The 24,343-nt window shown below is 70.7% G+C and carries 22 protein-coding genes; 12 read left to right on the plus strand and 10 right to left on the minus strand.

From position 1 onward, the window contains the following. The first annotated feature begins 12 nt into the window (after positions 1-12). On the plus strand, positions 13-618 hold the full coding sequence (locus tag ASF88_RS12740) for a DUF5666 domain-containing protein (RefSeq protein ID WP_055918932.1): 606 nt from the start codon (positions 13-15) through the stop codon (positions 616-618). Positions 619-645: 27 nt separating this feature from the next. On the opposite strand, the gene ASF88_RS12745 is transcribed toward ASF88_RS12740, so the two are convergent. Genes ASF88_RS12745 through ASF88_RS12760 form a run of 4 tightly spaced genes read right to left on the minus strand, consistent with a single transcriptional unit; the run spans position 646 to position 3,889 of the window. Next, positions 646-1,809: an OmpA family protein gene (locus tag ASF88_RS12745; RefSeq protein ID WP_235493436.1), complete on the minus strand. Its 1,164-nt coding sequence runs from the start codon at positions 1,807-1,809 to the stop codon at positions 646-648. Positions 1,810-1,847: 38 nt separating this feature from the next. Continuing rightward, complete coding sequence (locus ASF88_RS12750) at positions 1,848-2,825, minus strand: hypothetical protein (RefSeq protein ID WP_055918935.1); 978 nt, start codon at positions 2,823-2,825, stop codon at positions 1,848-1,850. A 10-nt stretch (positions 2,826-2,835) separates the two neighbouring features. Then, a complete protein-coding gene (locus ASF88_RS12755) occupies positions 2,836-3,189 on the minus strand; it encodes a hypothetical protein (RefSeq protein WP_055918939.1) in 354 nt (117 codons plus the stop codon). Then, positions 3,176-3,889: a hypothetical protein gene (locus ASF88_RS12760; RefSeq protein ID WP_055918941.1), complete on the minus strand. Its 714-nt coding sequence runs from the start codon at positions 3,887-3,889 to the stop codon at positions 3,176-3,178. Before ASF88_RS12760 ends, ASF88_RS12755 begins: the two co-directional genes overlap by 14 nt. A 107-nt stretch (positions 3,890-3,996) precedes the next feature. On the opposite strand from ASF88_RS12760, the gene ASF88_RS12765 reads away from it, so the two are divergent. Continuing rightward, the gene (locus ASF88_RS12765) at positions 3,997-4,797 is read left to right on the plus strand and encodes an ABC transporter ATP-binding protein (RefSeq protein WP_055918944.1); all 801 of its coding nucleotides are present in this window, start codon (positions 3,997-3,999) and stop codon (positions 4,795-4,797) included. A gap of 23 nt (positions 4,798-4,820) precedes the next feature. Here the strand turns inward: ASF88_RS12765 and ASF88_RS12770 are convergent, their stop codons facing one another. Beyond that, the gene (locus ASF88_RS12770) at positions 4,821-5,291 is read right to left on the minus strand and encodes a GNAT family N-acetyltransferase (RefSeq protein ID WP_055918948.1); all 471 of its coding nucleotides are present in this window, start codon (positions 5,289-5,291) and stop codon (positions 4,821-4,823) included. 42 nt (positions 5,292-5,333) lie between these two features. Between ASF88_RS12770 and ASF88_RS12775 the strand changes: the two genes are divergently transcribed. Together ASF88_RS12775 and ASF88_RS12780 are read left to right on the plus strand one after the other, a co-directional pair. Further along, complete coding sequence (locus ASF88_RS12775) at positions 5,334-6,176, plus strand: alpha/beta fold hydrolase (RefSeq protein WP_235493437.1); 843 nt, start codon at positions 5,334-5,336, stop codon at positions 6,174-6,176. A 159-nt stretch (positions 6,177-6,335) separates the two neighbouring features. Next, positions 6,336-7,715, plus strand: coding sequence for an FAD-dependent oxidoreductase (locus ASF88_RS12780; RefSeq protein WP_055918950.1), 1,380 nt, complete (start codon positions 6,336-6,338; stop codon positions 7,713-7,715). A 101-nt stretch (positions 7,716-7,816) separates the two neighbouring features. On the opposite strand, the gene ASF88_RS12785 is transcribed toward ASF88_RS12780, so the two are convergent. Next, entirely contained in the window at positions 7,817-9,175 is a 1,359-nt protein-coding gene (locus ASF88_RS12785) for a DUF2252 domain-containing protein (RefSeq protein ID WP_055918954.1), read from the minus strand. A gap of 74 nt (positions 9,176-9,249) precedes the next feature. On the opposite strand from ASF88_RS12785, the gene ASF88_RS12790 reads away from it, so the two are divergent. The 6 genes from ASF88_RS12790 to ASF88_RS12815 all read left to right on the plus strand — a co-directional run bounded on the left by ASF88_RS12790 (position 9,250) and on the right by ASF88_RS12815 (position 15,830). Next, positions 9,250-9,603, plus strand: coding sequence for a hypothetical protein (locus tag ASF88_RS12790; protein WP_157498344.1), 354 nt, complete (start codon positions 9,250-9,252; stop codon positions 9,601-9,603). Positions 9,604-9,723: 120 nt separating this feature from the next. Next, entirely contained in the window at positions 9,724-11,331 is a 1,608-nt protein-coding gene (locus ASF88_RS12795; RefSeq protein ID WP_055918961.1) for an MFS transporter, read from the plus strand. Between the two features lie 59 nt (positions 11,332-11,390). Then, complete coding sequence (locus tag ASF88_RS12800) at positions 11,391-13,223, plus strand: glycoside hydrolase family 15 protein (RefSeq protein WP_055918964.1); 1,833 nt, start codon at positions 11,391-11,393, stop codon at positions 13,221-13,223. Then, positions 13,220-14,317 (plus strand): ATP-binding protein, encoded by a 1,098-nt coding sequence (locus ASF88_RS12805; RefSeq protein ID WP_055918966.1) that lies wholly within the window; start codon positions 13,220-13,222, stop codon positions 14,315-14,317. Before ASF88_RS12800 ends, ASF88_RS12805 begins: the two co-directional genes overlap by 4 nt. Positions 14,318-14,331: 14 nt before the next feature. Beyond that, positions 14,332-15,204 carry an MIP/aquaporin family protein gene (locus ASF88_RS12810; RefSeq protein ID WP_235493438.1) on the plus strand — a complete coding sequence of 291 codons (873 nt, stop codon included), beginning with the start codon at positions 14,332-14,334 and terminating at the stop codon, positions 15,202-15,204. 44 nt (positions 15,205-15,248) lie between these two features. Further along, entirely contained in the window at positions 15,249-15,830 is a 582-nt protein-coding gene (locus ASF88_RS12815) for a hypothetical protein (RefSeq protein ID WP_235493439.1), read from the plus strand. Between the two features lie 253 nt (positions 15,831-16,083). On the opposite strand, the gene ASF88_RS12820 is transcribed toward ASF88_RS12815, so the two are convergent. From ASF88_RS12820 to ASF88_RS12835, 4 genes are read right to left on the minus strand one after another with little or no spacing between them, the layout of a single operon-like run. Beyond that, the gene (locus ASF88_RS12820) at positions 16,084-16,755 is read right to left on the minus strand and encodes a GAP family protein (protein ID WP_055918968.1); all 672 of its coding nucleotides are present in this window, start codon (positions 16,753-16,755) and stop codon (positions 16,084-16,086) included. Beyond that, complete coding sequence (locus ASF88_RS12825; protein ID WP_082518944.1) at positions 16,756-17,994, minus strand: AI-2E family transporter; 1,239 nt, start codon at positions 17,992-17,994, stop codon at positions 16,756-16,758. It abuts the gene before it with no gap. Then, positions 17,981-19,702: a SulP family inorganic anion transporter gene (locus ASF88_RS12830; RefSeq protein ID WP_235493440.1), complete on the minus strand. Its 1,722-nt coding sequence runs from the start codon at positions 19,700-19,702 to the stop codon at positions 17,981-17,983. Before ASF88_RS12830 ends, ASF88_RS12825 begins: the two co-directional genes overlap by 14 nt. 22 nt (positions 19,703-19,724) lie before the next feature. After that, entirely contained in the window at positions 19,725-20,207 is a 483-nt protein-coding gene (locus tag ASF88_RS12835; protein ID WP_055918970.1) for an SHOCT domain-containing protein, read from the minus strand. Between the two features lie 167 nt (positions 20,208-20,374). On the opposite strand from ASF88_RS12835, the gene ASF88_RS12840 reads away from it, so the two are divergent. Together ASF88_RS12840 and ASF88_RS12845 are read left to right on the plus strand one after the other, a co-directional pair. Then, the gene (locus tag ASF88_RS12840) at positions 20,375-22,729 is read left to right on the plus strand and encodes an arylsulfatase (protein WP_055918973.1); all 2,355 of its coding nucleotides are present in this window, start codon (positions 20,375-20,377) and stop codon (positions 22,727-22,729) included. Positions 22,730-22,732: 3 nt separating this feature from the next. After that, a complete protein-coding gene (locus ASF88_RS12845; RefSeq protein WP_055918974.1) occupies positions 22,733-24,334 on the plus strand; it encodes a SulP family inorganic anion transporter in 1,602 nt (533 codons plus the stop codon). Positions 24,335-24,343 lie beyond the last annotated feature (9 nt).

The raw sequence follows: 24,343 nt of genomic DNA on the forward strand, positions 1-24,343 counted from the left end.
CAGCGTGGACGCATGGACACGAACGAGCCGCGCGAGCACGACGACGACCACCCGACGACCCCGCTGCCGTGGCTGGAGGGCGGGCAGCCGACCTCCCCAGCCCCCGGGACGGCCGTCACAGACAGCATGAAAGCGGGGGAGCCGCCGTCGCGTCCGTCGTTCGTCCGCCGTCACGCGCTGGGTATCGGCGTGGCCGCGGCCGTCCTCGCGGTCGTCGTCGTGGCGGGCGGAACGGCCTGGGGCGTCTCGGCCGCGGTCGCCGCAGGCAACACGGCGGTGCCGGCCTCCATGAACTCGGCGGCGCACGCGAAGAAGGGCGCCGCCGGCGCGAGCAAGCACGCCAAGGGCGCTGTCGGCGCGCTGACCTCGATCTCGGGAGACACCTGGACGATGCAGTCGGCCGCCGGCGCGACGATCACCGTGAAGATCGGCTCGTCCACGACCTACGGCACTCCGAAGAAGCCGGCCACCGCCTCCTCGTTCGCCGTCGGCGACCGCATCGGCGTGCTCGGCACCCGCACCGGCGACACCGTCACCGCGACCCGCATCGTCCACCTCGCCGCGGCGAAGCACGCCCGCACCGGCACCCCCACCGCGCCCGCCACCCCCACTACCTGACGGCCCCGGGATCCGCGAGGGGCGACGTCAGCCGCAGAGCGAGACGCCGGCGGAGGTGAGCACCACCGAGCGGTTCTGCTCGGCGACCGCGTCGGAGTAGGCGCCGGAGGCGTCGGTCTCGCTCTTCCAGCCGCACCACTCGTAGCCGACGCCCGCGGTCGCGAGCTTCGCGTCGGGCACGCCGAGCGCCACGAGGGCGGCCTTCACCGCGTTCGCGCGGCGCAGCGACAGCGCCGTGTCCGCGGTGTTGTTCGTCGCCTGGTCCTTGGATGCCGTGCCCGTGATGGTGATGACGCCGCTGTTCTGCTCGATCGACGGCGCGAGCGTCGCGAGAAGCTGCTGCGCCGACGCGGGGTCGGCGAAGGTCGCCGTGTCTTTCACGAAGCGGAGGTCGGCGTTTCGGATGACCACGGGATGCGACCAGTCCGTCTTGGTGCTCACGGCCTCCACCGGCACCGGCGTCACCGCGGGAAGCCCGGCCGCCGCGCCTCCGGAGGCCGGCTCGGGCAGCAGCGACAGCGTCCCTCCCGCCGCCTTGATGACGGCGGTCCAGATCGCGGCGAGGTTGCTGCGCGCCGGCACGGTCAGCGGCGCCTGCGCGCCGGCGGTGTCGCCCATGCCCGACCAGTAGACGGTCACGCCCTTCAGATCCGTCGGCAGCAGACCGCGCGACCGCAAGTCGGAGACGACCTGCGCCGGGTCGGCGTAGAGCAGGCCGCTGCCGGCGAAGTCGAGCGGGTCGGCGGTCTGGAGGCCGCTGCCGAAGACGAGCACGCCCAGAGGGTTCGAGCCGAGGTCGCGGGCGGCCTGGTCGATGGCGCCGAGGAAGTCGACCTGCGGCGACGCCGCCTTGAGGCCCGCGAGGTACGACGTGATCTGGGTGAGCTTGGTGCGCTGGTCGTTCTGGCAGACGATCGCGTCCTGCGCGCTCGACCCGATGGAGGTCGTGCCCATGGTCTGCGGAGTTCCCGACGGGATGACGACGGTCACGCTGCCGTTGCTCTCGCCCGCCGTCTTCAGCTGCGCGGTCGCGCTCGCGGGAATGGTTACAGCCGGAGCGTTGGCAGTGCTTCCGGCGACCACCCCGAGGTTGCGTTTGTGCGATTGGTCGCAGGCCTGACCGCCGGCCGTCGCCGAGGTGCAGGCCGTCAGCCCGGCCGCGGCGACGAGGACGGCGGCGGCAGCGGTCACCGTACGCAGCATGCCCGCGCGCGATTTCTCGACGCCGATCAACGCTCGTTCCCCCAGGTGGTGGACGGCCCGTCGACGGCGGGAGCCTCCGCCGCAGAGGTCGGCTGCGTGGCGGCGGACTCGCCGGCCGACTCGACAGCCGACTCGACTGCGGGAGCCGCGACGAACCCGGGCACGGCGGGCGCCGGCCCCGACGCCTCCACGACCCGCCGGGCGCGCAGTTCCCGGATGATCTGGCTGGTGCTCTCGGGGTCTCGCGCCCGCTGGGCCAGGCGGGTGGCGATGCGGGCGCGGATGACGTCGAGCCGCGCGTGGAAGGTCGTGTACGCGCCCGCGTAACGCACGGCGTCCTGGGCGTCGAGCGTCGCCGCGTGGTGCACGGCCTCCTCGGCCTTGACCGCCTCGGCGAGCAGCCGGTCGCGGTGCGTCCGCAGCCGGGCGACCCTGGCGTGCGCCTTCTCGGCGGCGACCAGCAGCGGACGCGTGGTAAGCCAGGCAATGACGAAGCTGATGGTTCCGGAGGTCGCGAGCACACCGAGCATCAGGAACGCCATGATCGTGTCCGGCGCCGACCACGAGAACGTGGGCGTCGTGGAGGTCGACCCGCCGACCAGCCCGGTGAGGCCTCCCGCCGCCGAGGCGTCGATGCCCGCCTTGATCCGGGCGATCGTGATCGCCGCCAGCAGCGCACCCCAGAGCAGCAGCAGGGCCACCGCGACGGGGATCCAGCCCCGGTGCATCACCCGCGCCTGCACCCGCCGCAGCAGGATGGCGGCGACGTGCGGCAGCGACACCACGGCGAGCGAGATGCCGAGTGTGATGACGTACATCTGCAGGCCGATCGAGCCGTACTGGCTGTCGTTGCGCAGCAGCAGCGTGAGCGCCTGTGCGAGCAGGATGTAGTCGACGGCGAGCATCGCCACCAGCAGCACGTAGACGAGAACGTGCGCCAGCGGCGACAGATGGCCGACGCTCGGGCGGACCCGGCGCGGCTTCGTGACGATGTCCCTCGGCATGCGGGTCCTCCTAGGCGTAACTGTGAAGTTCGGGGTCGGCGCCGGTGAGCTTGGCGTCGAGGCGGGCGGCGTCCTGCTCGGCGCGGCGGATGTCGGCCTCGGTGCTGTCGAGGGCATGGCGGACGAGCTCCACCCGCGACTGCGCCTCCGCGAGCCGTGCGGAGCAGGCGGCGACGTTGCGGAGGCGCTGGCGTTCCAGGTCGGCCACGCCCGCGCGCTCAGAGGCCGCGAGCTCGTGCTCGAAGACCTCCAGCGTCTCGACGTCGACCGCCGCGCGCATGCGCCGCAGCCGCCAGAGCACGCGGCGCTTCAGGCCGCGTGTGGAAGGCACCGTGTAGTCGGTGATCCTGTCACGTTCGCGCATCGGGGCTCCCTGGTTCGACGGACGGTGTGGATGGTGCTGAGGCCCAGACTCCGGCGGGCCGGCCGGAGCCGACGGGCTCGACGGGACGCCAGATGTCCACGGAGGTCTCCCGCCCCGCCAGTGAATCGGCGCGGTGCAGTGCGGGTGCGCGCACCGCGCCGGCGGGCGGCGTCAGAGCGCGCAGGTAGGCGCTCCAGTAGACGGCGATCTTCTCGTCGGAGCGGTCGAAGTGCCTGCTCGCCCGCAGCCGCGCGGCGGTGAACCGGGCGTTGATGCTCGCGCCGAGCTGTTCGGCGCGGGCGTTGCGCTGCGCGATCCGGCGGCGCAGCCGGCGCAACTCCTGGTAGGCGACGCCGTCGCCCTCCGCGATCCGGGAGGCCGTGCGCTCGGCGGGGGCGAGCGCCTCCAGCCGGTCGTCGTACGCATCCAGGTCGGCCGCGAGCGCCTGCGCGAGGCCGCGCTGCTCGGCGAGGTCACGGCGGCAACGGGCGAAGAAGCGCTGCTCCTCGCGGCGTGCGTAAGCGTTGGCGCGGGCCTGCAGGGCGGTGATGGTGGGAGTCGCGACCGCGGGGGTGCTGTCGGCCGGCACCGGCTCCGACAGTGCGTCGCGCGGCGGCCGCGCCGCCTCGGCGTCCTGCCGCGCACGACGCTCCAGCAGGCGACGGGCGAACGGCCCGATTCTCAGCGGCTGCGTCCCCATAGCTGGGGAGCGTACGAAGCGAGTCTGTGCGGTTCCTCGGCATCCGGTGACTAAGTGCCGTGCGAGACGCAACCGTTATGACGGCAGGCGTGGGCCAGGATGGAGTGATGGAGACGGTGCTGGAGCTGCGTGACGTGACGTTCCGACGCGACGGGCGGCACATCCTCGAAGACATCCGCTTCGAGGTGCGGGCGGGGGAGCACTGGGCGCTGCTCGGCCCGAACGGCGCGGGCAAGAGCACTGTGCTGGGGTTCTGCGGGGCCGTCGCGTTCCCGACCTCCGGCACGGTCGACGTGCTCGGCCGGAGGCTCGGGCGGGTGGAACTGCAGGAGCTGCGGCGGCACATCGGCCACGTCAACCCTCGCCATCCCGTGCGTTCGCCGCTCACGGTCACCGAGGTGGTGCTCACCGGTCTCACAGGCTCGATCGAGCCGCCCATGCGATGGGAGGCGACCGCGGCCGAACTCGCGCGCGCCCGCGAGCTGATCGGCACGATCGGCCTCCACGGCCGCCGCGACTCCCGGTGGCCGACGCTCTCGCAGGGCGAGCGCGGCCGGGCCCTGATCGCGCGGGCGCTCATCTCCGAGCCGCGTCTGCTGCTGCTGGACGAGCCCACCACCGGTCTCGACGTCGCGGCGCGCGAGCAACTGCTGGAGACGATCGACGGGCTCTCGGTGGCGGTGCCCGACCTCGCCAGCGTGCTCGTCACGCACCACCTGGAGGAGCTGCCGGAGACGACCTCCCATGCCCTGCTGCTCTCGCACGGCCGGATCGTCGCGTCCGGGCCGATCGAGGAGGCCGTGACCACCGAGACGGTCACGGCGGCGTTCGAGCACCCGATCCGGGTGGAGCGCGCGGAGGGTCGCTGGAGCGCCCGCGCGGTGAAAGAGCGCACGGCGAGCGTCTGACGGCCGCGAGCGCCGCGACAGCGTCAGCGCAGCTCGAGCAGCAGCTCGACGACCGGCTTGCCGGCCCCGGCGGCGTAGGAGGTCTCGCTGCCGGTCGGCACGAACCCGGCACGTTCCAGCACCCGCCGCGAGCCGAGGTTGGCCTCGGCGACGCGCGCGTGCAGCGGACGGGTCGGCTCCGCCGCCACGAGCAGCATCAGGGCGGCCGTCGCGATGCCCCGGCCCCAGAGCGTGCGCCGGATCCAGTAGGTGACCTCCCGGTCGCCCTCGAGGGTGAACGCCGCGACCGTTCCGGCGAACGCGCCGTCGGCCTCCACGGCACGCATCCGGATGCCCGGGTCGGCGAGGTGCCGGGTCCACCGGGCGTCGAACGCGGAGCGGTCGTCGGGGTCGGCCGCGGTGAAAGCGGCCATCCGAACGGCCTCCGGGTCGCGCATCATCTCGAAGGCGGCGTCGGCGTCGGCATCCGTGGCCGGGCGGAGTCGCACGTGCATGCCGCGATGGTAGCGCGCGCCCACCCGCTAGACTCACACGCCGTGCCCCCTCTCGCGACCGCCGACGACGGCGTGCCCATCGCGTTCGAGGAGCACGGGACGGGCGTGCCGCTCCTGCTGATCGCCGGGCAGGCCACCGGGATGCACGGGTGGGGTCCTTTCGCCCGCGCGCTCGCTGCGGAGTCCTCGGTCGCAGGCTCCCTCGGCGCTGGGGTCGCGGCATCGCTCCGCGCTGCCCCTAGCTCCACCGCGCGAGTGATCGTGTTCGACCACCGCGGCATCGGCGACAGCGGTGCGGGAGATCCCACCCGCTACAGCACCTGGCTGTTCGCCGACGATGCGCTCGCGGTCCTCGACGCGGCCGGGGTGTCGGCGGCGCACGTGCTCGGGCACTCGATGGGCGGCCGGGTGGCGCAGTGGCTGGCGGCCGAGCATCCCACCCGGGTGCGCCGGCTGGTGCTCATCGGCACCACCGCGACCGATCGCGCCGGCGGTCCGGACGAGCGTCGCGATCCCGCCGCGATCGCGGACCTCCTCAGCGGCGACCGGGAGCGCATGGTGCCGCTGTTCTTCGACGCCGGGTGGGCCGAGGCGAATCCGGAGGCCGTCGCCGGCTTCTTCGACCGGGTGGCCTCGCGCCCGGCGCTCCGCGGCCACTTCGCCGCGAGCCGCGACCACGACGCCAGGGAGGTGCTCGGCCGGATCCGGGCGGAGACGCTGGTGATCCACGGTCGCGGCGACGCGCTGACGCCGGTCGCGCACGCCCGGCTGCTGGCCGCGGCGATCCCGCGGGCGCGGCTGCTCGAGTTCGACGCCCGGCACGGCCTCCACCTCGACACCCCCGCGGTGCGGGAGGCAGTGCACGCCTTCCTCGCAACCCCCTAGCGCCCCTGGTCGAACGCGCATCCACCGCTGCTCAAGTGAGCAATGTTCAGAAAAGCCTGGTGCGGACTCCGATCGGAGGTGCATCCTGTCGGCGTCGCTGCGTGCCGGAGGCCCGGCGGCCATCACACAACACCAGAGAACCCGAACAGGAGCATCACCATGTCTCTCGTCGAGACCGCCGTCCCGGAGCGCTTCCGAGACCTCGCCGGCCGCCTCACCGGCCGTGTCGTCACCCCCGCCGACCCCGATTGGGACACCGAACGGCTGGCGTGGAACCTCGCCATCGACCAGCACCCGGAGGCCGTCATCGTGCCGGCCGACGCTTCGGACATCGCCGTCGTGGTCGGCTTCGCCCGCGACAACGGCCTCCGCGTCGTACCGCAGAGCACCGGCCACCTCGCCGCGCCGCTCGGCGACCTCAGCGGCTCGATACTGCTGCACACATCGCGCCTGCGCGGTGGGGAGGTCGACGCCGAGGCCCGCACCGTCCGCGTCGGGGCGGGCGTCGTGTGGGGCGAGGTCACCTCCGCCCTCGAACCGTACGGCCTCGCCGCCTTGGCCGGCTCGTCGCCCGACGTCGGCGTCGCCGGCTACCTCCTCGGCGCCGGATTCAGCTGGATGGCCCGCAAGCGCGGCCTCGGCTGCTCGGCGGTCACCGCGTTCGACGTCGTCACTGCCGACGGCCGGCAGCGGCACGTCAGCGCCGAGAGCGAGCCCGACCTGTTCTGGGCGCTGCGCGGCGGCGGAGGCAACACCGCGATCGTGACCGCGTTCACATTCCGCGTGTTCCCTGTCGCAACCATCTACGCGGGCATGCTGCTCTTCCCGCTGGCGCGAGCGGGGGAGGTGCTGCGGGCGTACGAGGCGTGGACCCGCGATGTGACGGAGGACGCGACGACCTCCGTACGCCTGTTGCGCATCCCGCCGCTGCCCGAGCTGCCGGACTTCTTGCGGGGTCAGGCGTTCGTCGGCGTCGACGGCGCCATCGACCTGCCCGAGACAGAGGCCGCGGCCGTGCTCGAACCGCTGCGTGCGCTCGACCCGGCGATCGACACGTTCGGCGTCTTGCCGGCCTCCCAGCTCGGTCTGGTGCACATGGACCCGCCGGCCCCCGTGCCCGCCCTCGGCGACGGACTCATCATCGACGACCTCCCCGACGACGCGATCGAGGCGCTGCTCGCGGTGGCTGGGCCGGACGCAGAAAGCGCGCTGCTGGCCGTCGACCTGCGGCACCTCGGCGGGGCGGCGGGTCGTCCGGCCGAGAACGGCGGCGCGGTCGACCACCTGCCGGGCAAGTTCGTCGTCTACGCGGTCGGCATCGTCGCCGATCCGGCGCTGGTTCCCGTCCTGAGGGCCGAAGTCGCCGCCGTCCGGGCGGCGCTCGCGCCGTGGATGAGCGAGCGCGACTACTCCAACTTCCGGGAGGCCGACGCGGCTCCCGGCCGGTTCTGGGACGACGCGACGCTGGAACGCCTCCGCGAGATCAAGCAGGCCTACGACCCCGAGCGCACCATCCGCACCGCGCACGAACTCGACTGACGACCGACCGCGGACCGAGGGGCACGTCGTTGTCGTTTTTCGCGATGAGAAGTGACAACGACGTGCCCCTCGCCGTCCCCCAGGCGGCGAGGAGAGTCCGGCTACTCGAAGTGGCCCGCGCGCGCGGCGTCGACGAAGGTCGCGTAGTCGGCCTCCGCCTGCGCCGCGTACTGGTGCGCCCACTCGGAGGCCGCGCGCACGAATCCGCCGCCGGTGCCGATGTACCCGGCGACGAACTGCGCCTTGGGCGACCGCGCGTGCGCGCGTCCGAGCACGATCGCGCAGGCCTGCGCGTACTCGGTGAACTGCGTCGTGTTCATGTCCGCGATCTCGAACGACGCGTTGCGGTTGCGGAAGATGCGCATGTAGAAGCTGAGCCCCTCCAGCGACAGGTAGCCGAGGAACGGGTCGGACACCGCCTGGAGGATGCGCTGGCAGCCCACCACGCGGTAGCCCTGGTGCTCCGCGAGGAGCTCCGGGTCGAGGTAGCCGACGACCGGCGGGATGCCGCCGAACTCCTGCACGACCGACTGGGTGGCCTCCTTCAGCTGGAGGATGAGGACGTCGCCGGTCGGGTCGCCGAGCGCGATGATGAAGCACCGCGTCCCGACGCTGCCGACCCCGACGACCCGGCGCGCGACATCGAGCACCCGGTACTGCGAGAGCATCAGGGCGATGTTCGTCGGGACGGTCCGCCGATACGCCTCGAACACTTCGTCGACCAGCACCCGGATCTCCGGCTCGAGCCGGGTCAGGATCGGCGGGTTCTCGACGAACTGGAGGCCCTCGCCGCCCTCCTCGAGGGTGCGGCTCGCGACGCGCTCGCTGGTGCGCTTCTCCGACTCCTTGATGGTGCGCTTGATCATGCGCTCGCTGTCGGGGCTGAGGATCCGCCGGTCGACCAGACTGGTGACCCGGAAGTAGCGTCCGTACAGCGACGACTGCAGGGCGTTGCGCAGCGAGTTGCGGTACATCGCCGCCGACGACAGCACGATCGAGCGGAGGGTCGAGCCTCCGAGCCCGAGCGACCGGCCGGCGAGCACGACGCTCGTCAGCATCCGCTTGACGTCCCACTCGAACGGCCCGACCGCCGCCTCGTCGAAGTCGTTGATGTCGAACACCATCGTGCGCTCCGGTGAGCGGTAGATGCCGAAGTTGCTGATGTGGGCGTCGCCGCAGATCACGACCTCCCCTCCCGCGTTCGGCGCGGCGGCGAGGTCGGCGGCCTGGATGGCTGCGGTGCCGCGATAGAACGCGAAGGCCGACGCGCTCATCCGCTCGACCCGCAGCTTGACCAGGTAGGGCAACCGGTTCTCGTGCTGCCGGCGGAGGATGCCGAGCGGGTCGCGCCCGGGCGGAGGCGTGTAGTCCGCCTGGCTGGAACGCGGCACCTGGGTGCGCGCCGCCCGCCCTGCGTCGTAGAGCTCTTCTTCATTGAGTGGGGTCGCGATGGTCGTCATGACGCACCTCCTGGGGTGGCGCTCATGCTAGCTCCGTGGGTGCGGCCTGGGTAGACGTCACTAGTGTGGAGGCCGTGGAGCATCAGACCGACTGGATCGAGCATCGCCGGCACGACGGCGAGCGCGTCGGCTGGATCCGGATGGCGGGCGAGCAGTTCGTCCCCGTCGATCTGCTCGGGCGCGACCTGACCGGCCCGGTCGACTGGCTGGAGGCCGAGGAGACGCTGGAGCGCGCCGGCATCGGCTACCTGGCCGAGCTCTACGAGCTGCGGCAGCCCGACGGTTCGTGGCTGCGCGTGCGGCTGGCGGAGGTCTCGCCCGACCGGATCGTGGCGAAGAAGGACGACTTCGGCGCGGTGGGCGCGCCGCAGCTGTACTACCCGCTGCCGTTCCCCGCTCCGGAGGAGCTGCGCCCCCTGACGCGCTGAACACGGGGGCCGCGCTGAACACGGGGGCCGCGCTGAACACGGGGGCCGCGCTGAGCGCGGGTCTGGTGCAGCCCGTTTACCCCGGGCTACCATCGGGCAGATTCCCGGGAGGGGGCTGCGATGGCGGGACGGTGGGGTGCTGTCACGGTGCTCGGGGCGGCGCAGTTCGTGATGACGCTCGACAGCACGGTCATGAACGTCTCGATCTCGACGGTCGTCAAAGACCTCGACACCACCATCTCGGCGATGCAGGCGTGCATCACCTTCTACACGCTGACCATGGCCGCCTTCATGCTGCTCGGGGCGAAGCTCGGCGATGTCTGGGGCCGCCGCCGCGCCCTGGTGATCGGGTCGATCGTCTACGCGGTCGGCTCGGCGACCACCGCGCTCGCGCCGAGCATCGTCGTGCTGTTCCTCGGCTGGTCGGTGGTCGAGGGCCTGGGGGCCGTGCTCGTCATCCCGGCGATCGCGGCCCTGATCGCCGACAACTACTCCGGGCACGCCCGCGTGACGGCGTTCGCCGTGATCGGGGCGTCCTCCGGTGTCGCGGTTGCCGTCGGTCCGCTGATCGGAGGCTTCCTCACCACGTACGCCAGCTGGCGGTACGTCTTCGCCGGCGAGGTCGTCATCATGGCGGTCGTGCTGCTGTTCCGCACCGCGGTCTCCGACTCCGGCGAGCGCTCGCGCATCCGGATCGACCTGCTCTCGGTGCTGCTCTCGGCGCTCGCCCTCGTGCTCATCGTCTTCGCCCTGCTGCAGACCAAGACCTGGGGCTGGATCCTCCCGACCCAGCAGGACATCAACGTCCTGGGCCTCTCGCCTGTGCCCTTCATCGTGGGCATCGGCGCCGTTCTGCTGTGGCTGTTCTTCCTCCGTCAGCGCCGGCTCATCCGGCTCGGGAGGGCGCCCCTGCTGAACACGGACATCCTGCGGCTGAAGCAGCTGCGCGCCGGCGTCGGAAGCCTCGGGATCCAGTACACGGTGACGGCGGGCTTGTTCTTCGTGGTGCCGATCTACCTGCAGCTCTCCCTCGGGCTGGACGCGCTGGAGACGGGTCTGCGCATCTTCCCGCTCTCGGTGGCGCTCGTGCTGTTCTCCATCCTCGGCACGGCGCTCGCGCGCCGGTTGTCGCCGAGGCTGATCGCCCGGCTGGGACAGTTCGGTCTGGTGCTGGCGAGCCTCGTGCTGCTCGGCTCCGTGGACACGAAGCTCAACAACTGGCTCTTCGGCACCGGGATGTTCGTGGCCGGCGCCGCGCTCGGGCTGCTGGCCTCCCAGCTCGGCAACGTGACGATGTCGGCCGTCGGCGACGACGAGCTCAGCGAGGCCGGGGGCGTCCAGGGCGTCTTCCAGAACCTGGGCTCGTCGCTCGGAACCGCGCTGATCGGCTCCGTGATGATCGCGTCGCTCACCACGCTCTTCACCGCAGGGGTCGCGACGAGCACCCTGCCCGAGAGCGTGCAGCAGCAGGTCGTGTCCGCGACGAAAGGCGGGGTCGCCGTCGTGCCGGCGGCGGACGTCCCGAAGATCGCGAGCGACGCCGGCCTCGACTCGGATCAGAGCGCGGAGCTGTCCACGATCTACAGCACGTCGCAACTCGAGGCGCTTCGCCTGTCGTTCGCGGCGCTCGCGATCGTGTCGTTCGGCGCGATGTTCTTCTCGCGCAACCTCCCGAAGCAGGTGCTCGGTCGCGAGCCGGAGGAGCAGCCGGAGCGATCGTCGGCTTAGACGGGTCTGGTGCCGCGATCGACCGCGGAGCTAGCATCCGGCAGGGGAGAGGAGGACCCATGGAGGCGTTCCCCGATATCGCGGACCACGGCATGATCGGCGACCTGCAAACGGTGGCCCTGGTCTCGACCGCCGGCTCCATCGACTGGTTCTGCGCTCCGCGCTTCGACTCTCCGACGATGTTCGCCGCCCTGCTCGACCGCGAGATGGGCGGGTACTTCCGCATCCACGCGCTGGCGGACGACGTGCGGATCCGGCAGATGTACTTCCCGCAGACGGCTGTGCTCATCACGCGGTTCATGTCGTCTCAGGGGGTGGGCGAAGTCATCGACTTCATGCCCGTCGCCGACGAACCGCGCGTCGCGACAGCGCGTCGCATCATCGTCCGTGCGGTGCGCGTGGTGCGCGGCGAGCTGACGTTCCGGCTGGAGTGCCGCCCCCGATTCGACTACGGGCGCAGCGCGCATACGGCCACGGCCTCCGACCACGGCGTGCTCTTCGCGGACGACACAACGAGCGCCGCGCTGCACGGCGTCGAGCCGGAAGCGCTCGTCGATGGCGACGTCGTCAGCGAGTTCACGGTCGCCGCCGGCGACCTCCGGATCTTCGCGTTCGAGACCGAGCCCCGCGGTGAGCCCCGCGACATCGGCCGCGCCCGCGGCAACCGGCTGTTCCGCGAGACGGTCGCCTTCTGGCGCGACTGGATCGACCGCAGCGCCTACTCCGGGCGTTGGCGTGAGGACGTCGAGCGCTCGGCGATGGTGCTCAAGCTGCTGCAGTACGCGCCGACGGGCGCTCTGGTCGCCGCCCCGACCGCGGCGCTCCCGGAGCAGCTGGGCGGTGTGCGCAACTGGGACTACCGCTACACCTGGATCCGCGACGCCTCCTTCTCGGTGTACTCGCTGCTGGCGCTCGGCTACGAGGAGGAGGCCGTCGCGTTCGCCCTGTGGACGGCGGACCGCGTCGCCGAGCAGGTCGGCGAGGGCTCAGGGCCGCTCAAGATCATGTACCGGATCGACGGGTCGTCCGACCTGGAGGAGCTCACCCTCGACCATTTCGAGGGTTACGCGGGCTCGAAACCGGTGCACGTCGGCAACGGCGCCGCCGACCAGCTCCAGCTCGACATCTACGGGGAGGCGCTCGACGCGCTCTCGATCGCGGAGGACCACCATCCGATCGGGCACCCCGGCTGGATGAAGCTGGTCGGCATCCTCGACTGGCTGGCCGACAACTGGGACCAGCCCGACGAGGGCGTCTGGGAGACCCGGGGCGGCCGCAAGGACTTCACCTACGGCCGGATCATGTGCTGGGTCGCGTTCGACCGCGCCATCACCATCGCGCGCGAGCGCAGCCGGCCAGCGCCGCTGGACCGCTGGATCCGCACCCGCGACGCGATCTACGAGCAGGTGTTCACGCGCTGCTGGAACCCTGAGCGCAAAGCCTTCACGCAGTATCCGGGGACCGACGTCGTCGACGCGATCACCCTGCTCATGCCGCTGGTGGGGATGATCTCGCCGCAGGACCCGATGTGGCTCTCCACCCTCGACGCGATCGGGGAGGAGCTGGTGACCGACAGCCTGGTGTACCGCTACAACCCGGAGGCGTCGCCGGACGGCCTCCCCGGCGAGGAGGGCACGTTCTCGCTGTGCTCGTTCTTCTACGTCTGCGCGTTGACCGACGCCGGGCGGCTGGACGAGGCGCAATACGCGTTCGAGAAGATGCTCACCTACGGCAACCACGTCGGGCTGTTCGCCGAGGAGATCGACCCGGCCGGCCTCCAGCTCGGCAACTTCCCGCAGGCGTTCACTCATCTGGCCCTCATCCGCGCCGCGATCAGCCTCGACGCCGCGCTCACCTCCCAGACCCCCGCGACCCGGAAGGTCCCTCGATGATCCCGCTCACCATCGGCACCACCGTCGACGCCCCCGAACGACCCGCCGTGATCGACGGGTCGCGGTTCAACCGGCACACCTTCTGGTGCGGCCAGAGCGGGTCGGGCAAGACCTACGCGCTCGGGGTGGTGCTGGAGCAGCTGCTGCTGCAGACCGAGCTGCCGATCGCGGTGCTCGACCCGAACGCCGACTTCGTGCGGGTGTCGCGCACCCGCGACGACGTGACGCCGGAGGAGCGCGAGCGATTCGCGGAGTTCGACATCCGGGTCTTCCACTCCAGCACCCACGAGGAGCCGCAGCTGCACGCCCGCTACGTCGACTTGAGCGTGCGGTCGCAGGCGGCGGTCGGGAGGCTCGACCCCATCGTCGACGAGGAGGAGTACAACGCGCTCCTGCATCTCGACAAGTCGCCTGACCACTTCGACAAAGGCCGCTTCCTCGACACGCTCGCGTCCTCCGGCGACCCGGCCCGCAGGCGCCTCGGCATGCGCATCGACAACCTGGAGATCCTTGACTGGCCGCTCTGGTCGTTCGGCGCATCCTCGGTCGTCGACGCCCTCGACGAGCGGCCGCGGGTGACCGTGCTCGACGTCGGCGGTTTCGCCCACCAGGCCGAGCCGCAGGCCGCGGCGCTGTGCGTGCTGGAGCATCTCTGGGAGCGCAGGATGGACCGCGAACCGCTCCTGATCGTGCTCGACGAGGCCCACAACTTCTGCCCGCCCGTGCCGCGCAACAGCGTGGAGGCGCAGCTCACCGAGCAGCTTATCCAGATCGCCGCGGAGGGCCGCAAGTTCGGGCTGTGGCTGTTCCTGTCGACGCAACGGCCCACCAAGATCCACCCGAACGTGCTGTCGCAGTGCGACAACCTCGGCCTGATGCGGATGAACTCGCCGCGCGACCTGGACGAGATCGGCGACGTGTTCGGGTTCGTGCCCCAGCACCTGCTGGAGCAGTCACCGACCTTCCGCAAGGGCGAGGCGCTGTTCGCCGGCGCCTTCTCGGACGAGCCGCAGCTGGTGCGGATCGGCCCGCGGATCACCGTCGAAGGCGGCAGCGACCTCTCGGTCGAGCCGCGGGCGGTGGAGGTCGTCTAGCCGGAGGAGGCACCATGAGCGAGGCACCGGAGCCGACGCAGCAGCGGGCGGCGGAGGACGCGGAGGCGGCGCGCGGGATCGCGTCGGACATCGTGCACGGCCGGCTGATGCATGTGCCTGCGACGATCGCGCAGTCGATCGAGGACTTCCACGACTCGTCGCAGGAGTGGCGACGGCTGTTCTCCGAGCTTCTCGGCACGTTCTTCCTCGTTCTCGTCGCGGCCGGCGGCGGGATGATGGGCCAGGCCTTCCCGAACACGATCTCGCGCACCGCCGCGGTGACGGCGCCCGCTCTGATGGTCTTCGCGATCATCCTGTTCATGGGCAAGGTCTCCGGCGCGCACCTCAACCCGGCCGTCAGCGTCGCGTTCGCACTGCGCGGCGACTTTCCCTGGGCGCGCGTGCCCGGCTACATCCTCATCCAGCTCATCGGCGCTTCGCTCGCGGCCTGGTTCCTCGAAGGCGTCACACACGTGTCTTCCCGGTACGGCTCGAACTATCCCGCGTCCGGGTTCAGCTCGTGGGACGCGCTGCTGATGGAGGCCGTGCTCACGTTCGGCCTGGTGAGCGTCATCCTGGGCACGGCCTCCGGGGCCCAGAACCTCGGCATCATCGGCGCGTTCGGCGTCGGCGCCTACATCGCGCTGGCCGGACTCTGGGGGAGCCCGATCTCCGGCGCGTCGATGAACCCGGCGCGCACCTTCGGCCCCGACCTGGTGAGCGGTCATTGGGACGCGTACTGGGTCTACATCGTCGGCCCCCTGGCCGGCGCGGTGATCGCCGTCGGCGCGGCGTTCCTGCTGCGCGGCCGCGGCGGCGGGCGCGCAGGGTCGGCGGCCGCTCAGGGCGGCCTCGCGACGGAGGCGCGGCTCCCCGAACAGGAGTGACGGCGGGACTGCCGTCGCGGCGGACGGCGGACCATGATGTCCTCATGGACTCGATGGATCTCAACCAGTCCTCTGCGCAGCCCGGTGATCACCCCTCGGCGCCCGATCCGGACCGTCGTGTGCAGCGGGCGCTCTGGCGGCACTGGGGCACGCCCGCGGGCATCTACGGCACCATCGTGTACGCGAGCGTCGTGGCCGCGAGCTCGGGAGGTGCGGGGGACCAGACTCAGGCGGACGCCCTCCACGTCCTAGTGTTCAGCCTGGTGAGCATCGTGGTGTTCTGGATGGCGCACGTCTACTCCACCGCACTCGGCTTCCACGGCGCCGACGAGGGCGTCGGATCGCGGGTGCGCGATGCCCTGGGACACGCGCTCTTCGAGTCCAGCGGCATGCTGGAGGCCGCCGTCGTGCCGAGCATCCCGCTGCTGCTGGCGGCGATCGGCATCATCCCGGCCGGCCTCGGCGTGTGGCTGTCGCTGTGGCTGACGGTGCTGCTGCTGGCGCTGCTCGGCTACCTGGTGTTCCTCATGCGCGGGAGGCCGGTGCTGGTGTGCCTCACGGGCGCCGTGATCACGGGGCTGTTCGGGGTGGTCGTCATCCTGCTGAAGACGACGCTGCAGCACTGACGGGGATTCGCGGAGGCAACGGAGGAGATCGGGCATCGTTGTGCCCGGATGGCGGCTTACGGAGGATCTTCCGGCCGTCCCAGCTCCGATGTCCTCCGTTGGCGACGTCGGCCGGCGGCCGGGGTGCGAGCGGGGCCCGGAGGCAACGGAGGAGATTCTGCGCGGTCGAGCCCGTTTCTCCTCCGCTGACTGCGGCAGCGGCATCGCGGCGGCGGATCTCCTCCGTTAGCCGCGCCAGCGCATGCGCCAGGCCTCAGAAACTCGCGATCCCCTTGCCGACCAGCACCACGCCGATCACCAGCAGCAGCACCGCCATCACCGTCGCGTTGTTCTGAACCAGCCAGCGGTGGAGGCCGTCCAGGGGGCCGCGCATGGCGTCGGCGGCCACGAGGTAGCCGATCACGGGGATCGCGACCGAGCAGGAGGCGACGATCACGAAGATCAGGATGACGACGGCCGCCGATCCCACCGAGAGGCCGGCTGTGCCGATGGCCACGCCCGCTCCCGCCGCCAGCAGCAGGTTCTTCGGGTTGACCGCGGCCAGGATGAAGGCGAGGACGAAGCCGCGGCCGGCGGTCATCGAGTCGATCGCATCCATCCATTTCGGCAGCGCGGCGGCTTCGCCCTCCTTCGGCCGCGACCTCCACTGGCGGAACGCGAGGAACAGCAGCAGCAGGCCGAGGATGATCTTGATCGTGCCGGAGATCGGCTTCGCGGCGTTCGGATCGGAGGTCGGGATGAGCCCGGAGAGCAGGGTGAACACCACCACGGCGACGACGATCCCCAGCACCCAGCCGATCAGGAAGCCGACGCTGGTTCCGCGCGCCTTGGGCGACAGCAGCATGAGGATCGCCGCGATGATCGGGATCGGGCTGATCGCGATCCCCAGTGCCAGCGGGAGGGTGTCTCCGATTGCGCTTCCCATCTACTCCTCTTTCGTGTCGCCGTCGTGTTTCGTGTCGCCGTCGTGGGTGTGCTTCGCGAGCTTCGCCGTCTTGCGGTCGGCCTTCGCGGCAGCCGACTCCACCTTCATCAGGTCTTTGGTCTCGCGGAGGTCGCCGATGACGCCGCGCCAGATGCGCGCTCGCGGATCGGAGTCGACCAGCACGGCCCTGGCGAGCAGCGTCAGCGGGATGGCCAGGATGGCGCCGATCGCGCCGAGGACGACCGCCCAGAGCAGCACCGAGAAGAAGGTGAGGGTCTGACTGAGCGCCACCGCGTTGCCGACGACCTTCGGCTGCACGACCGACTGCACGACCGCGTTGACGATGCCGTAGATGACGATGATCGCGATGACCGTTCCCCAGCCGCCGATGAGGTAGCCGAACACCAGTGGAGGCACCAGCGCGAGGAAGTAGCCGACGTTCGGGATGAAGCTGCACAGGAACGACAGGATCGCCCACAGCAGCGCCGCCGGCACGCCGAGGATCCAGAGCGCGATGCCGTTGATCACGCCCTGCACGATGCCGAGGAGCGTGGTCACGACCATGTAGCGGCGCACGCTGTGCGCGAAGCCGGACAGTGCGTAGACCAGGTTCGGCTTGGTCGGTTCGAGCTGCCGCAGCAGCGTCGGCGTGTACGCGGCGTCGGCCGGCATCAGGATGAGCATGGTCAGCACGATCACACCGAAGGTGGTGAGACCGACGGCGCCGCCGAGGATCCCGGTGAAGACGTTCACCAGCTTCGTCGGGTCGAAGCCCTGCGTCACGGTCTTCACGTCTTGCGGGCTGACGCCGACGCTCGCCAACCAGTTGGCGAACTGCTGGCCGATCTGCTGGAACTGCGCCTTGTACTGCGGCAGCATCCCGATGAACTGGGCCATCGCGATGATCAGGAGGGCGACGAACCCGGCGAGGAGGGCGAACGTCGTGAGCGCCACCGCGCCGGTGGCGACGCCGGACGGAGTGCCGTGGCGTTCCAGCCAGACGCGCACGGGCTGGGCGCAGATCACCAGCACCAGCGCCAGCAGGGTGGGGGCGAGGATGCCGGCGATGGCGTGCATCCCGATCGCGATGACCACCCCGCCGGCGAGGCCGAGCAGGATGCGCACCGACCGGCCGTTCGCTGCGGTGGCCTCCTGCTCGGGGTCGGGGCCCGACGGCGGTGGAGGCTCCGGCGTGCGGGTGCGCCGCCGGAACGGCCACACTCCGCTAACGGCGGCCATCGCCGGATCCTGCTTCGTGGGTCTGGAGTGCCATGATGGCCTCCCTGTTCGTGTCGAAGAAGTGCACCCCGTCGAGGAGCTCGAGGTGCTGGAGGCGCTCGCGGATGCCGGGACGCACGCGGCTGAGCGCGAGGTCGGCTCCGTGAGCGGTGAGGAAGGCGTGGACCGACTCCCAGGACTCGGCGCCGGTCACATCGACGTCGGTGACGGCCTCCATGTCGAGGACGACATGGAGCGCGCCGGTGTCGCGCACCGCGCGCTCCACGGCTTTCTCGAAGGAGGTCGAGTTCGCGAAGAACAGCGGAGCGGCCAGCCGCACGACCACGACGCCCGGCACGGTCGCCGCGCCGGCGGGGGCGGCCTCCAGGAGGGAGTGGGCGGGGTCGCCGTCGGCGGCGAGCGTGTCGATCGGCGGGTTCGCGGCCCGCCGGGTGACGTTGATCACGGCGAGGACGAACGCGATGACGATGCCGGCGATCGGCCCGATGAACAGGGCGCCGAGGAAGCACGCCGCCCCGATCGCGAACTCGAAGCGGTCGAGCCGCCAGAGCCGGATGAAGTCGGGGATCCCGAGCAGCGGCACGACCGCGACCGCGACGATGGTGCCGATGGCGGGGGAAGGGATGTCCGACAGCAGTGACGTGCCGAAGAGGAGGAGCAGGAGCGTGCCGAGTGCGGTGACGAGCGACGGCAGCTGCGTGCGCGAGCCGGCCTGGTCCATCGCGGCGGTTCGGGAGGTCGACGATCCGACGGTGAAGCCGCCGCTGACGCCCGCGCCGAGGTTGGCGACACCGAAAGCGAAGAGGTCGCGGTCGGGGCGGGTGGGGTAGTTGCGCTTCTCGCCGTAGGAGCGGGAGACGAGCAGGCCCTCGCCCATCGTCACGACGGTCAACGCGATGGCCGAGGGGATGAGCGCCAGCCACTGGGTCCACTCGATGACCGGCCAGGTGATCGTAGGCGGGCCGGCCTGCACGGCCCCGAGCACGGCGACGCCGGCGTTCACCGCGCCGGTGAGCACGACGACGATGGTCGCGACGATGAGCACGATGAGGGCCCACGGCACCGCCGCGGCGAGGCGCCGGCCGACCAGCAGCACGATCAGGGAGCCGAGCGAGATCAGGAGCGACCAGACGTTGAGCGTCGGCAGCCCGGTGATCAGGCCGCCGACCTTCTCGACGAACTCGCCGCCGGAGTCGATCTTCACGCCGAGCATCTTGGCGACCTGCGACACCAGGATGTCGAGCGCGAGGCCTCCGACGAAGCCGATGAGGATCGGCTTGGACAGGAAGTTCGCGAGGAAACCGAGCTTGAAGAACGAGCACAGGAGGAAGAGCGCGCCGCAGATGAGAGCCTGCGCGAGCGCGAGTGTGATGTAGTCCTTGTGGCCGGCGACGGCGAGGCCACCGAGCGAGGAGGCCACCAGGGCGGCCGCGGCGGCATCCGGTGACGCGACGAGCTGCCGCGACGACACCGTCAGCGCGTAGAACACCGCGGGGACGATCAGTGAGTAGAGGCCCGCGGTCGCGGGGAGGCCGGCGATCTGCGCGTAGCCGATGTTCAGCGGGATCGCGATCGCGAGCAGGGTGATGCCCGCGAGCACTTCGCGGACGGCATTCTTGGGGGTCAGGCCGGCGAGCGGCCGGATGCGGGTGCGCCGCGGCGCCGGAGCCCGTGGGGTCTCCGGCGCCGCGGCGATGGGGTCGGTCACGTCGGTCACCGAGCCCGGTGGATCACGCCGTGGGCGCTGCCGGCGGCGGTGTCGGAGCCGACGGTGCGCTCGGTGCGGCGGGCGCGGCCGGCGCCGCATGCGCTCCGGCGGCGGCCTGGTGGCCGAGGGCGACGCTCTTCAGGTGGGCGAACTCCTCCGGGGTGATGGTCCCGGCGTCCAGGAGGGCTTTGGCCTTGGCGATCTCGTCGGACGGGCTGCTGGTGGCTACCTGCCGGATGTAGGCGTCGGTGCTCTGCTGCACCTGGCGCGCCTCCTTCTGGCTGCGCTCCGCCATCCCCGGTCCGCGCGCGATCAGGTAGACCAACGCGGTGAGGAACGGCACGAAGATCAGGAAGATGATCCAGAGTGCCTTCCACCAGCCGTTGAGCTTGTGGTCGCGGAACAGGTCGCTGATGATCGCGAACAGCGCGAACAGGTACGCGATGAAAGCGAAGCTCCAGAAGAACAGCCAGATGATGTTCCAGAAGTTATTCCAGAAATCCATTGTCGTCACCCCTCCTGCCGGGCTCGTTCGAGCCTGGATGTGGGCTGAGAGTAACGCGGCAGGAGGACGCGCGTCTAGAGGACTCTTCCGGGCACCCCGCTCTCGGAATCCTTACGGTCTAGACGCGGATGACCCCCGCTGGTTAACGTGGCCAGCAATTCGAGGGGATGGCTGCAGTGACCAGAGAATTCCAGGGGAAGATCGAACTCGATGTGCGGGACTCGGTGTCCGATTGGGACGCCTTCCTTCCGCCGAAGGCGCCGGAGGGCTCGCCGAACGTGCTCCTGGTGCTCTACGACGACACCGGGCAGGCGGCCTGGTCGCCGTATGGAGGCCGCATCCAGATGCCGACGATGGAGCGGCTGGCGGCGAACGGTCTGACCTACACGCAGTGGCACACGACGGCGTTGTGTTCGCCCACCCGGTCGACGCTGCTCACCGGGCGAAACCATCACTCCAACGGCTTCGCCACGATCTCCGAGTCGTCGACCGGCTTCCCGGGTTACAACTCGCACATCCCGCCGTCGAACGCGACGATGGCGAACCTGCTGCGCGACGCCGGCTGGGCGACGTTCTGGGTGGGCAAGAACCACAACGTCCCGATCGACGAGTGGACCGCCGGCGCCAGCAAGAAGAACTGGCCGCTGGCGCAGGGCTTCGACCGCTTCTACGGCTTCATCGGCGGCGAGACCAACAACTGGTACCCGTCGCTGGCGGAGGACAACCGGTACATCGACCAGCCGTACCTTCCCGAGCAGGGCTACCACCTGTCGAAGGACCTCGCCGACCAGGCGCTGCGGATGCTGCGCGACGTCGAGCAGACCGAGCCGGGGAAGCCCTGGTACCTGTGGTTCTGCCCGGGTGCGAACCACGCCCCGCATCATGCGCCGCAGGAGTACATCGACAAGTACAAGGGCGTCTTCGACGACGGGTACGAGGCGTACCGGGAGTGGGTGCTGCCGCGGATGATCGAGAAGGGCCTCCTGCCGGAGGGAACGGAACTCACCGAGCTCAACCCCATGCCTCCCGGGACGTTCTCCGAGACCGACGAGGTACGGCCGTGGGGCGAGCTGGACGCCGACGAGCGCGCGATGTTCTCGCGCATGGCGGAGGTCTACGCCGGGTTCTCCGAGTACACCGACGCCCAAGTCGGCCGCATCGTCGACTACCTGGAGGAGTCCGGCCAGCTCGACAACACGCTCATCATCTACTGCGCCGACAACGGCGCCTCCGGTGAGGGCAGCCCGAACGGGTCGGTCAACGAGGGCAAGATCTTCGGAGGCTACCCGGACGACCTGCAGGACAATCTCCGCATGGTCGACAAGCTCGGCTCGCCCGACACCTACAACCACTACCCGACCGGTTGGGCCGCCGCCTTCTCGACCCCGTACCGGATGTTCAAGCGGTACGTCTATCAGGGCGGGGTCTGTGACCCGCTGGTGATCTCCTGGCCGAAGGGCATCCGGGCGCGAGGCGAGGTGCGCAACCAGTACCACCACTCCACCGACATCGTCGCGACCATCCTCGACGTCTGCGGTGTGGAGCTGCCGGCGACCTACAACGGCGTCGAGCAGCGCCCGCTCGACGGCATCCCGATGACGTACAGCTTCGACGCTCCTGCCGACGGCGGGACCACCAAGCAGACGCAGTACTTCGAGATGTTCGGCAACCGGGGCATCTGGCACCGGGGATGGAAGGCGGTCACCGAGCACGGTCCGGTGAGCGGTCGCGGGGACTTCCCGTCCGACACCTGGCAGCTGTTCCACACCGACGTCGACCGGTCGGAGGCCCACGACCTCGCGGCCGAGCACCCCGACAAGGTGGAGGCGCTGAAGGCGCTGTGGCTGGAAGAGGCGAAGCGGAACGACGTGCTGCCGCTCAACGACCTCCAGATCATCGGCAACCCGAAGGACTTCGAGACCTTCATCAGCATGGAGTTCACGGTCCCGGTGCCGCCGAGCGGTCAGTACACGTATTACCCGGGCACCAGCGAGATCCCGGAGCGGTCGGCCGCGAACACCCATGGTGTCTCGTACAAGATCCTCGCCGAGGTCGAGACAACCCCCGACACCCAGGGTGTGATCTTCGCCCACGGCTCGCGATTCGGAGGTCACAGCCTGTTCGTCAAGGACGGGCAGCTGACCTACGTGTACAACTTCCTCGGCATCCCGCCCGAGAACGTGATCTCGGCGGCGGTCCCGGCTCCCGGCAAGCACGTCTTCGGCGTCTCGTTCACCAAGGAGCGGTCGGGCCAGTACCGGGAGGCGATCGGCCCGCTCGCGCTCTACATCGACGACGAGAAGGTCGCGGAGCAGGAGATCCGCACGATCCTCGGCCACTTCTCGCTCTGCGGCGAAGGCCTGTGCATCGGTTACGACTCGGGCGACGCCGTGTCGAAGCTCTATGCGGGCTCCCGCTTCGAGTTCACCGGCGGCGAGATCAGCAAGGTCGTCTTCGACATCGCCGACGACGCCTACGTGGACGTGGAGGCGCACCTGGCCGCCGCCATGGCGCGAGACTGACCTGTGACCACCGCGCCCCCGGCTGCCCGGCGGTCGTGGCTGCTGCCCACCCTGGCGGGCTACCGCCGGGAGTGGGTCGGCCGCGACATCCTCGCCGGGGTGTCGGCGGGCGCGGTGGTCGTCCCGCAGGCGATGGCGTACGCGACCATCGCGAACCTGCCGGTGGAGGCCGGGCTCTATACGGCGACGGTGCCCATGGCCGTGTACGCGTTCCTCGGCGGATCCCGGGCGATGAGCGTGTCCACGACCTCCACCATCGCCACGCTGACCGCGACGACGTTCGTGTCGGCAGGGGTCGTGGCGAACTCGCACGACATCCCGCGCGACCTGGTGACGCTGACGCTGCTCGTCGGCGTCGCGCTGCTGCTCGCGCGACTGCTCAGGCTGGGCACCCTGGTCGAGATCATCAACAAGCCGACGCTGCTCGGCATCCAGATCGGCGTCGGCGCCACCGTCGCGGTCGGGCAGCTGCCCAAGCTGCTGGGGGAGACCGACGCGCCGACCGGTGACGGCTTCATCCGCAGCGTCAACGCGGTCATCGCGGCGATCCCGCACGCCAACCCGGTGACGACCCTGCTCTCGGCCGTGTCGGTCGCCGCGCTGTTCCTATTCAAGCGCTTCCTGCCCCGCGTGCCCGGGCCGCTGATCGTCGTGGCGGCGGGGATCCTGCTCGTCGCCTTCGGCGGCCTCCGCTCGGCCGGCGTGGAGCTGATCACGCCGGTGACCAGGGCGTTCCCGTTGCCGGCACTGCCGAGCTTCGACCACATCTTCCAGCTCATCCCCGGCGCGCTCGCGATCGCCGTGATGGCGTTCCTGGAGTCGGCCGCCGTGGCGCGCGGCATCCGCGACCTGGACGACCCGCGCATCGACAGCAACCGGGAGCTGTTCGCCACAGCGATGGCGAACCTGCTGGGCGGCTGGTTCCAGACGCTGCCCGCCGCCGGCGGCTTCTCGCAGAGCGCGGTGAACAAGGCCGCGGGTGCGCGCTCGCAGCTCGCCGCCCTCGTCACGGTGGTGCTCGCGCTGCTGATCGGGCTGTTCCTCGGGCCGGTGATCAGCCTGCTGCCGCAGGCGACGCTGGCCGCGCTCGTGTTCGTGGCGGTGTTCGGGCTGATCGACGTGAAAGACCTGGTGCTGCTCTGGCGGGTCAGCAAGCGCGACTTCGCGATCTCGATGACCACGGCGGTCATCGGTCTGACCGCGGGCCTTCTCGCCGCAGTGGCGGTCGGGGTGCTCTTCACGCTGGTGCTCCTCCTCGCCGCGCTCAACAAACCGCGCGTTCGGGTCGACGAGACCGAGGGAGGCCGCATGGCGGTCAGCCTGCTCGGCCCGCTCTATACGGCCAATGTCGTCGCCACAGAGCAGACCATCCTCGACGCCGTCGACGCCGCCCGGGCGGCGGGTGAGGTGACCGAGCTGACCCTCGACTGCTCCACGCTGCAGGACATCTCGGTGACGGTCATCCTCGCGCTCCAGAACCTCGACCAGGAACTCACCGGTCGCGGCGTGCGACTCCGCGTGCGTGGCCTCCCCTCCGCCGCGCACGCGGTCGCCGCGCGCACGAAGTGGTTCCAGGGGCTGGAGGCGGAGGGACGGGTTCTCTGAAAATGCAAC

Source organism: Leifsonia sp. Leaf336, from assembly GCF_001423695.1.
Taxonomy (GTDB): domain Bacteria; phylum Actinomycetota; class Actinomycetes; order Actinomycetales; family Microbacteriaceae; genus Leifsonia.

Bases quoted from the DNA above. Each gene is read 5' to 3' on its own strand.
- ASF88_RS12740 (WP_055918932.1), top strand. From the start codon at position 13: ATGGACACGAACGAGCCGCGCGAGCACGACGACGACCACCCGACGACC.
- ASF88_RS12750 (WP_055918935.1), bottom strand. From the start codon at position 2,825: ATGCCGAGGGACATCGTCACGAAGCCGCGCCGGGTCCGCCCGAGCGTC.
- ASF88_RS12755 (WP_055918939.1), bottom strand. From the start codon at position 3,189: ATGCGCGAACGTGACAGGATCACCGACTACACGGTGCCTTCCACACGC.
- ASF88_RS12760 (WP_055918941.1), bottom strand. From the start codon at position 3,889: ATGGGGACGCAGCCGCTGAGAATCGGGCCGTTCGCCCGTCGCCTGCTG.
- ASF88_RS12765 (WP_055918944.1), top strand. From the start codon at position 3,997: ATGGAGACGGTGCTGGAGCTGCGTGACGTGACGTTCCGACGCGACGGG.
- ASF88_RS12770 (WP_055918948.1), bottom strand. From the start codon at position 5,291: ATGCACGTGCGACTCCGCCCGGCCACGGATGCCGACGCCGACGCCGCC.
- ASF88_RS12780 (WP_055918950.1), top strand. From the start codon at position 6,336: ATGTCTCTCGTCGAGACCGCCGTCCCGGAGCGCTTCCGAGACCTCGCC.
- ASF88_RS12785 (WP_055918954.1), bottom strand. From the start codon at position 9,175: ATGACGACCATCGCGACCCCACTCAATGAAGAAGAGCTCTACGACGCA.
- ASF88_RS12795 (WP_055918961.1), top strand. From the start codon at position 9,724: ATGGCGGGACGGTGGGGTGCTGTCACGGTGCTCGGGGCGGCGCAGTTC.
- ASF88_RS12800 (WP_055918964.1), top strand. From the start codon at position 11,391: ATGGAGGCGTTCCCCGATATCGCGGACCACGGCATGATCGGCGACCTG.
- ASF88_RS12805 (WP_055918966.1), top strand. From the start codon at position 13,220: ATGATCCCGCTCACCATCGGCACCACCGTCGACGCCCCCGAACGACCC.
- ASF88_RS12810 (WP_235493438.1), top strand. From the start codon at position 14,332: ATGAGCGAGGCACCGGAGCCGACGCAGCAGCGGGCGGCGGAGGACGCG.
- ASF88_RS12815 (WP_235493439.1), top strand. From the start codon at position 15,249: ATGGACTCGATGGATCTCAACCAGTCCTCTGCGCAGCCCGGTGATCAC.
- ASF88_RS12820 (WP_055918968.1), bottom strand. From the start codon at position 16,755: ATGGGAAGCGCAATCGGAGACACCCTCCCGCTGGCACTGGGGATCGCG.
- ASF88_RS12825 (WP_082518944.1), bottom strand. From the start codon at position 17,994: ATGGCCGCCGTTAGCGGAGTGTGGCCGTTCCGGCGGCGCACCCGCACG.
- ASF88_RS12835 (WP_055918970.1), bottom strand. From the start codon at position 20,207: ATGGATTTCTGGAATAACTTCTGGAACATCATCTGGCTGTTCTTCTGG.
- ASF88_RS12840 (WP_055918973.1), top strand. From the start codon at position 20,375: ATGGCTGCAGTGACCAGAGAATTCCAGGGGAAGATCGAACTCGATGTG.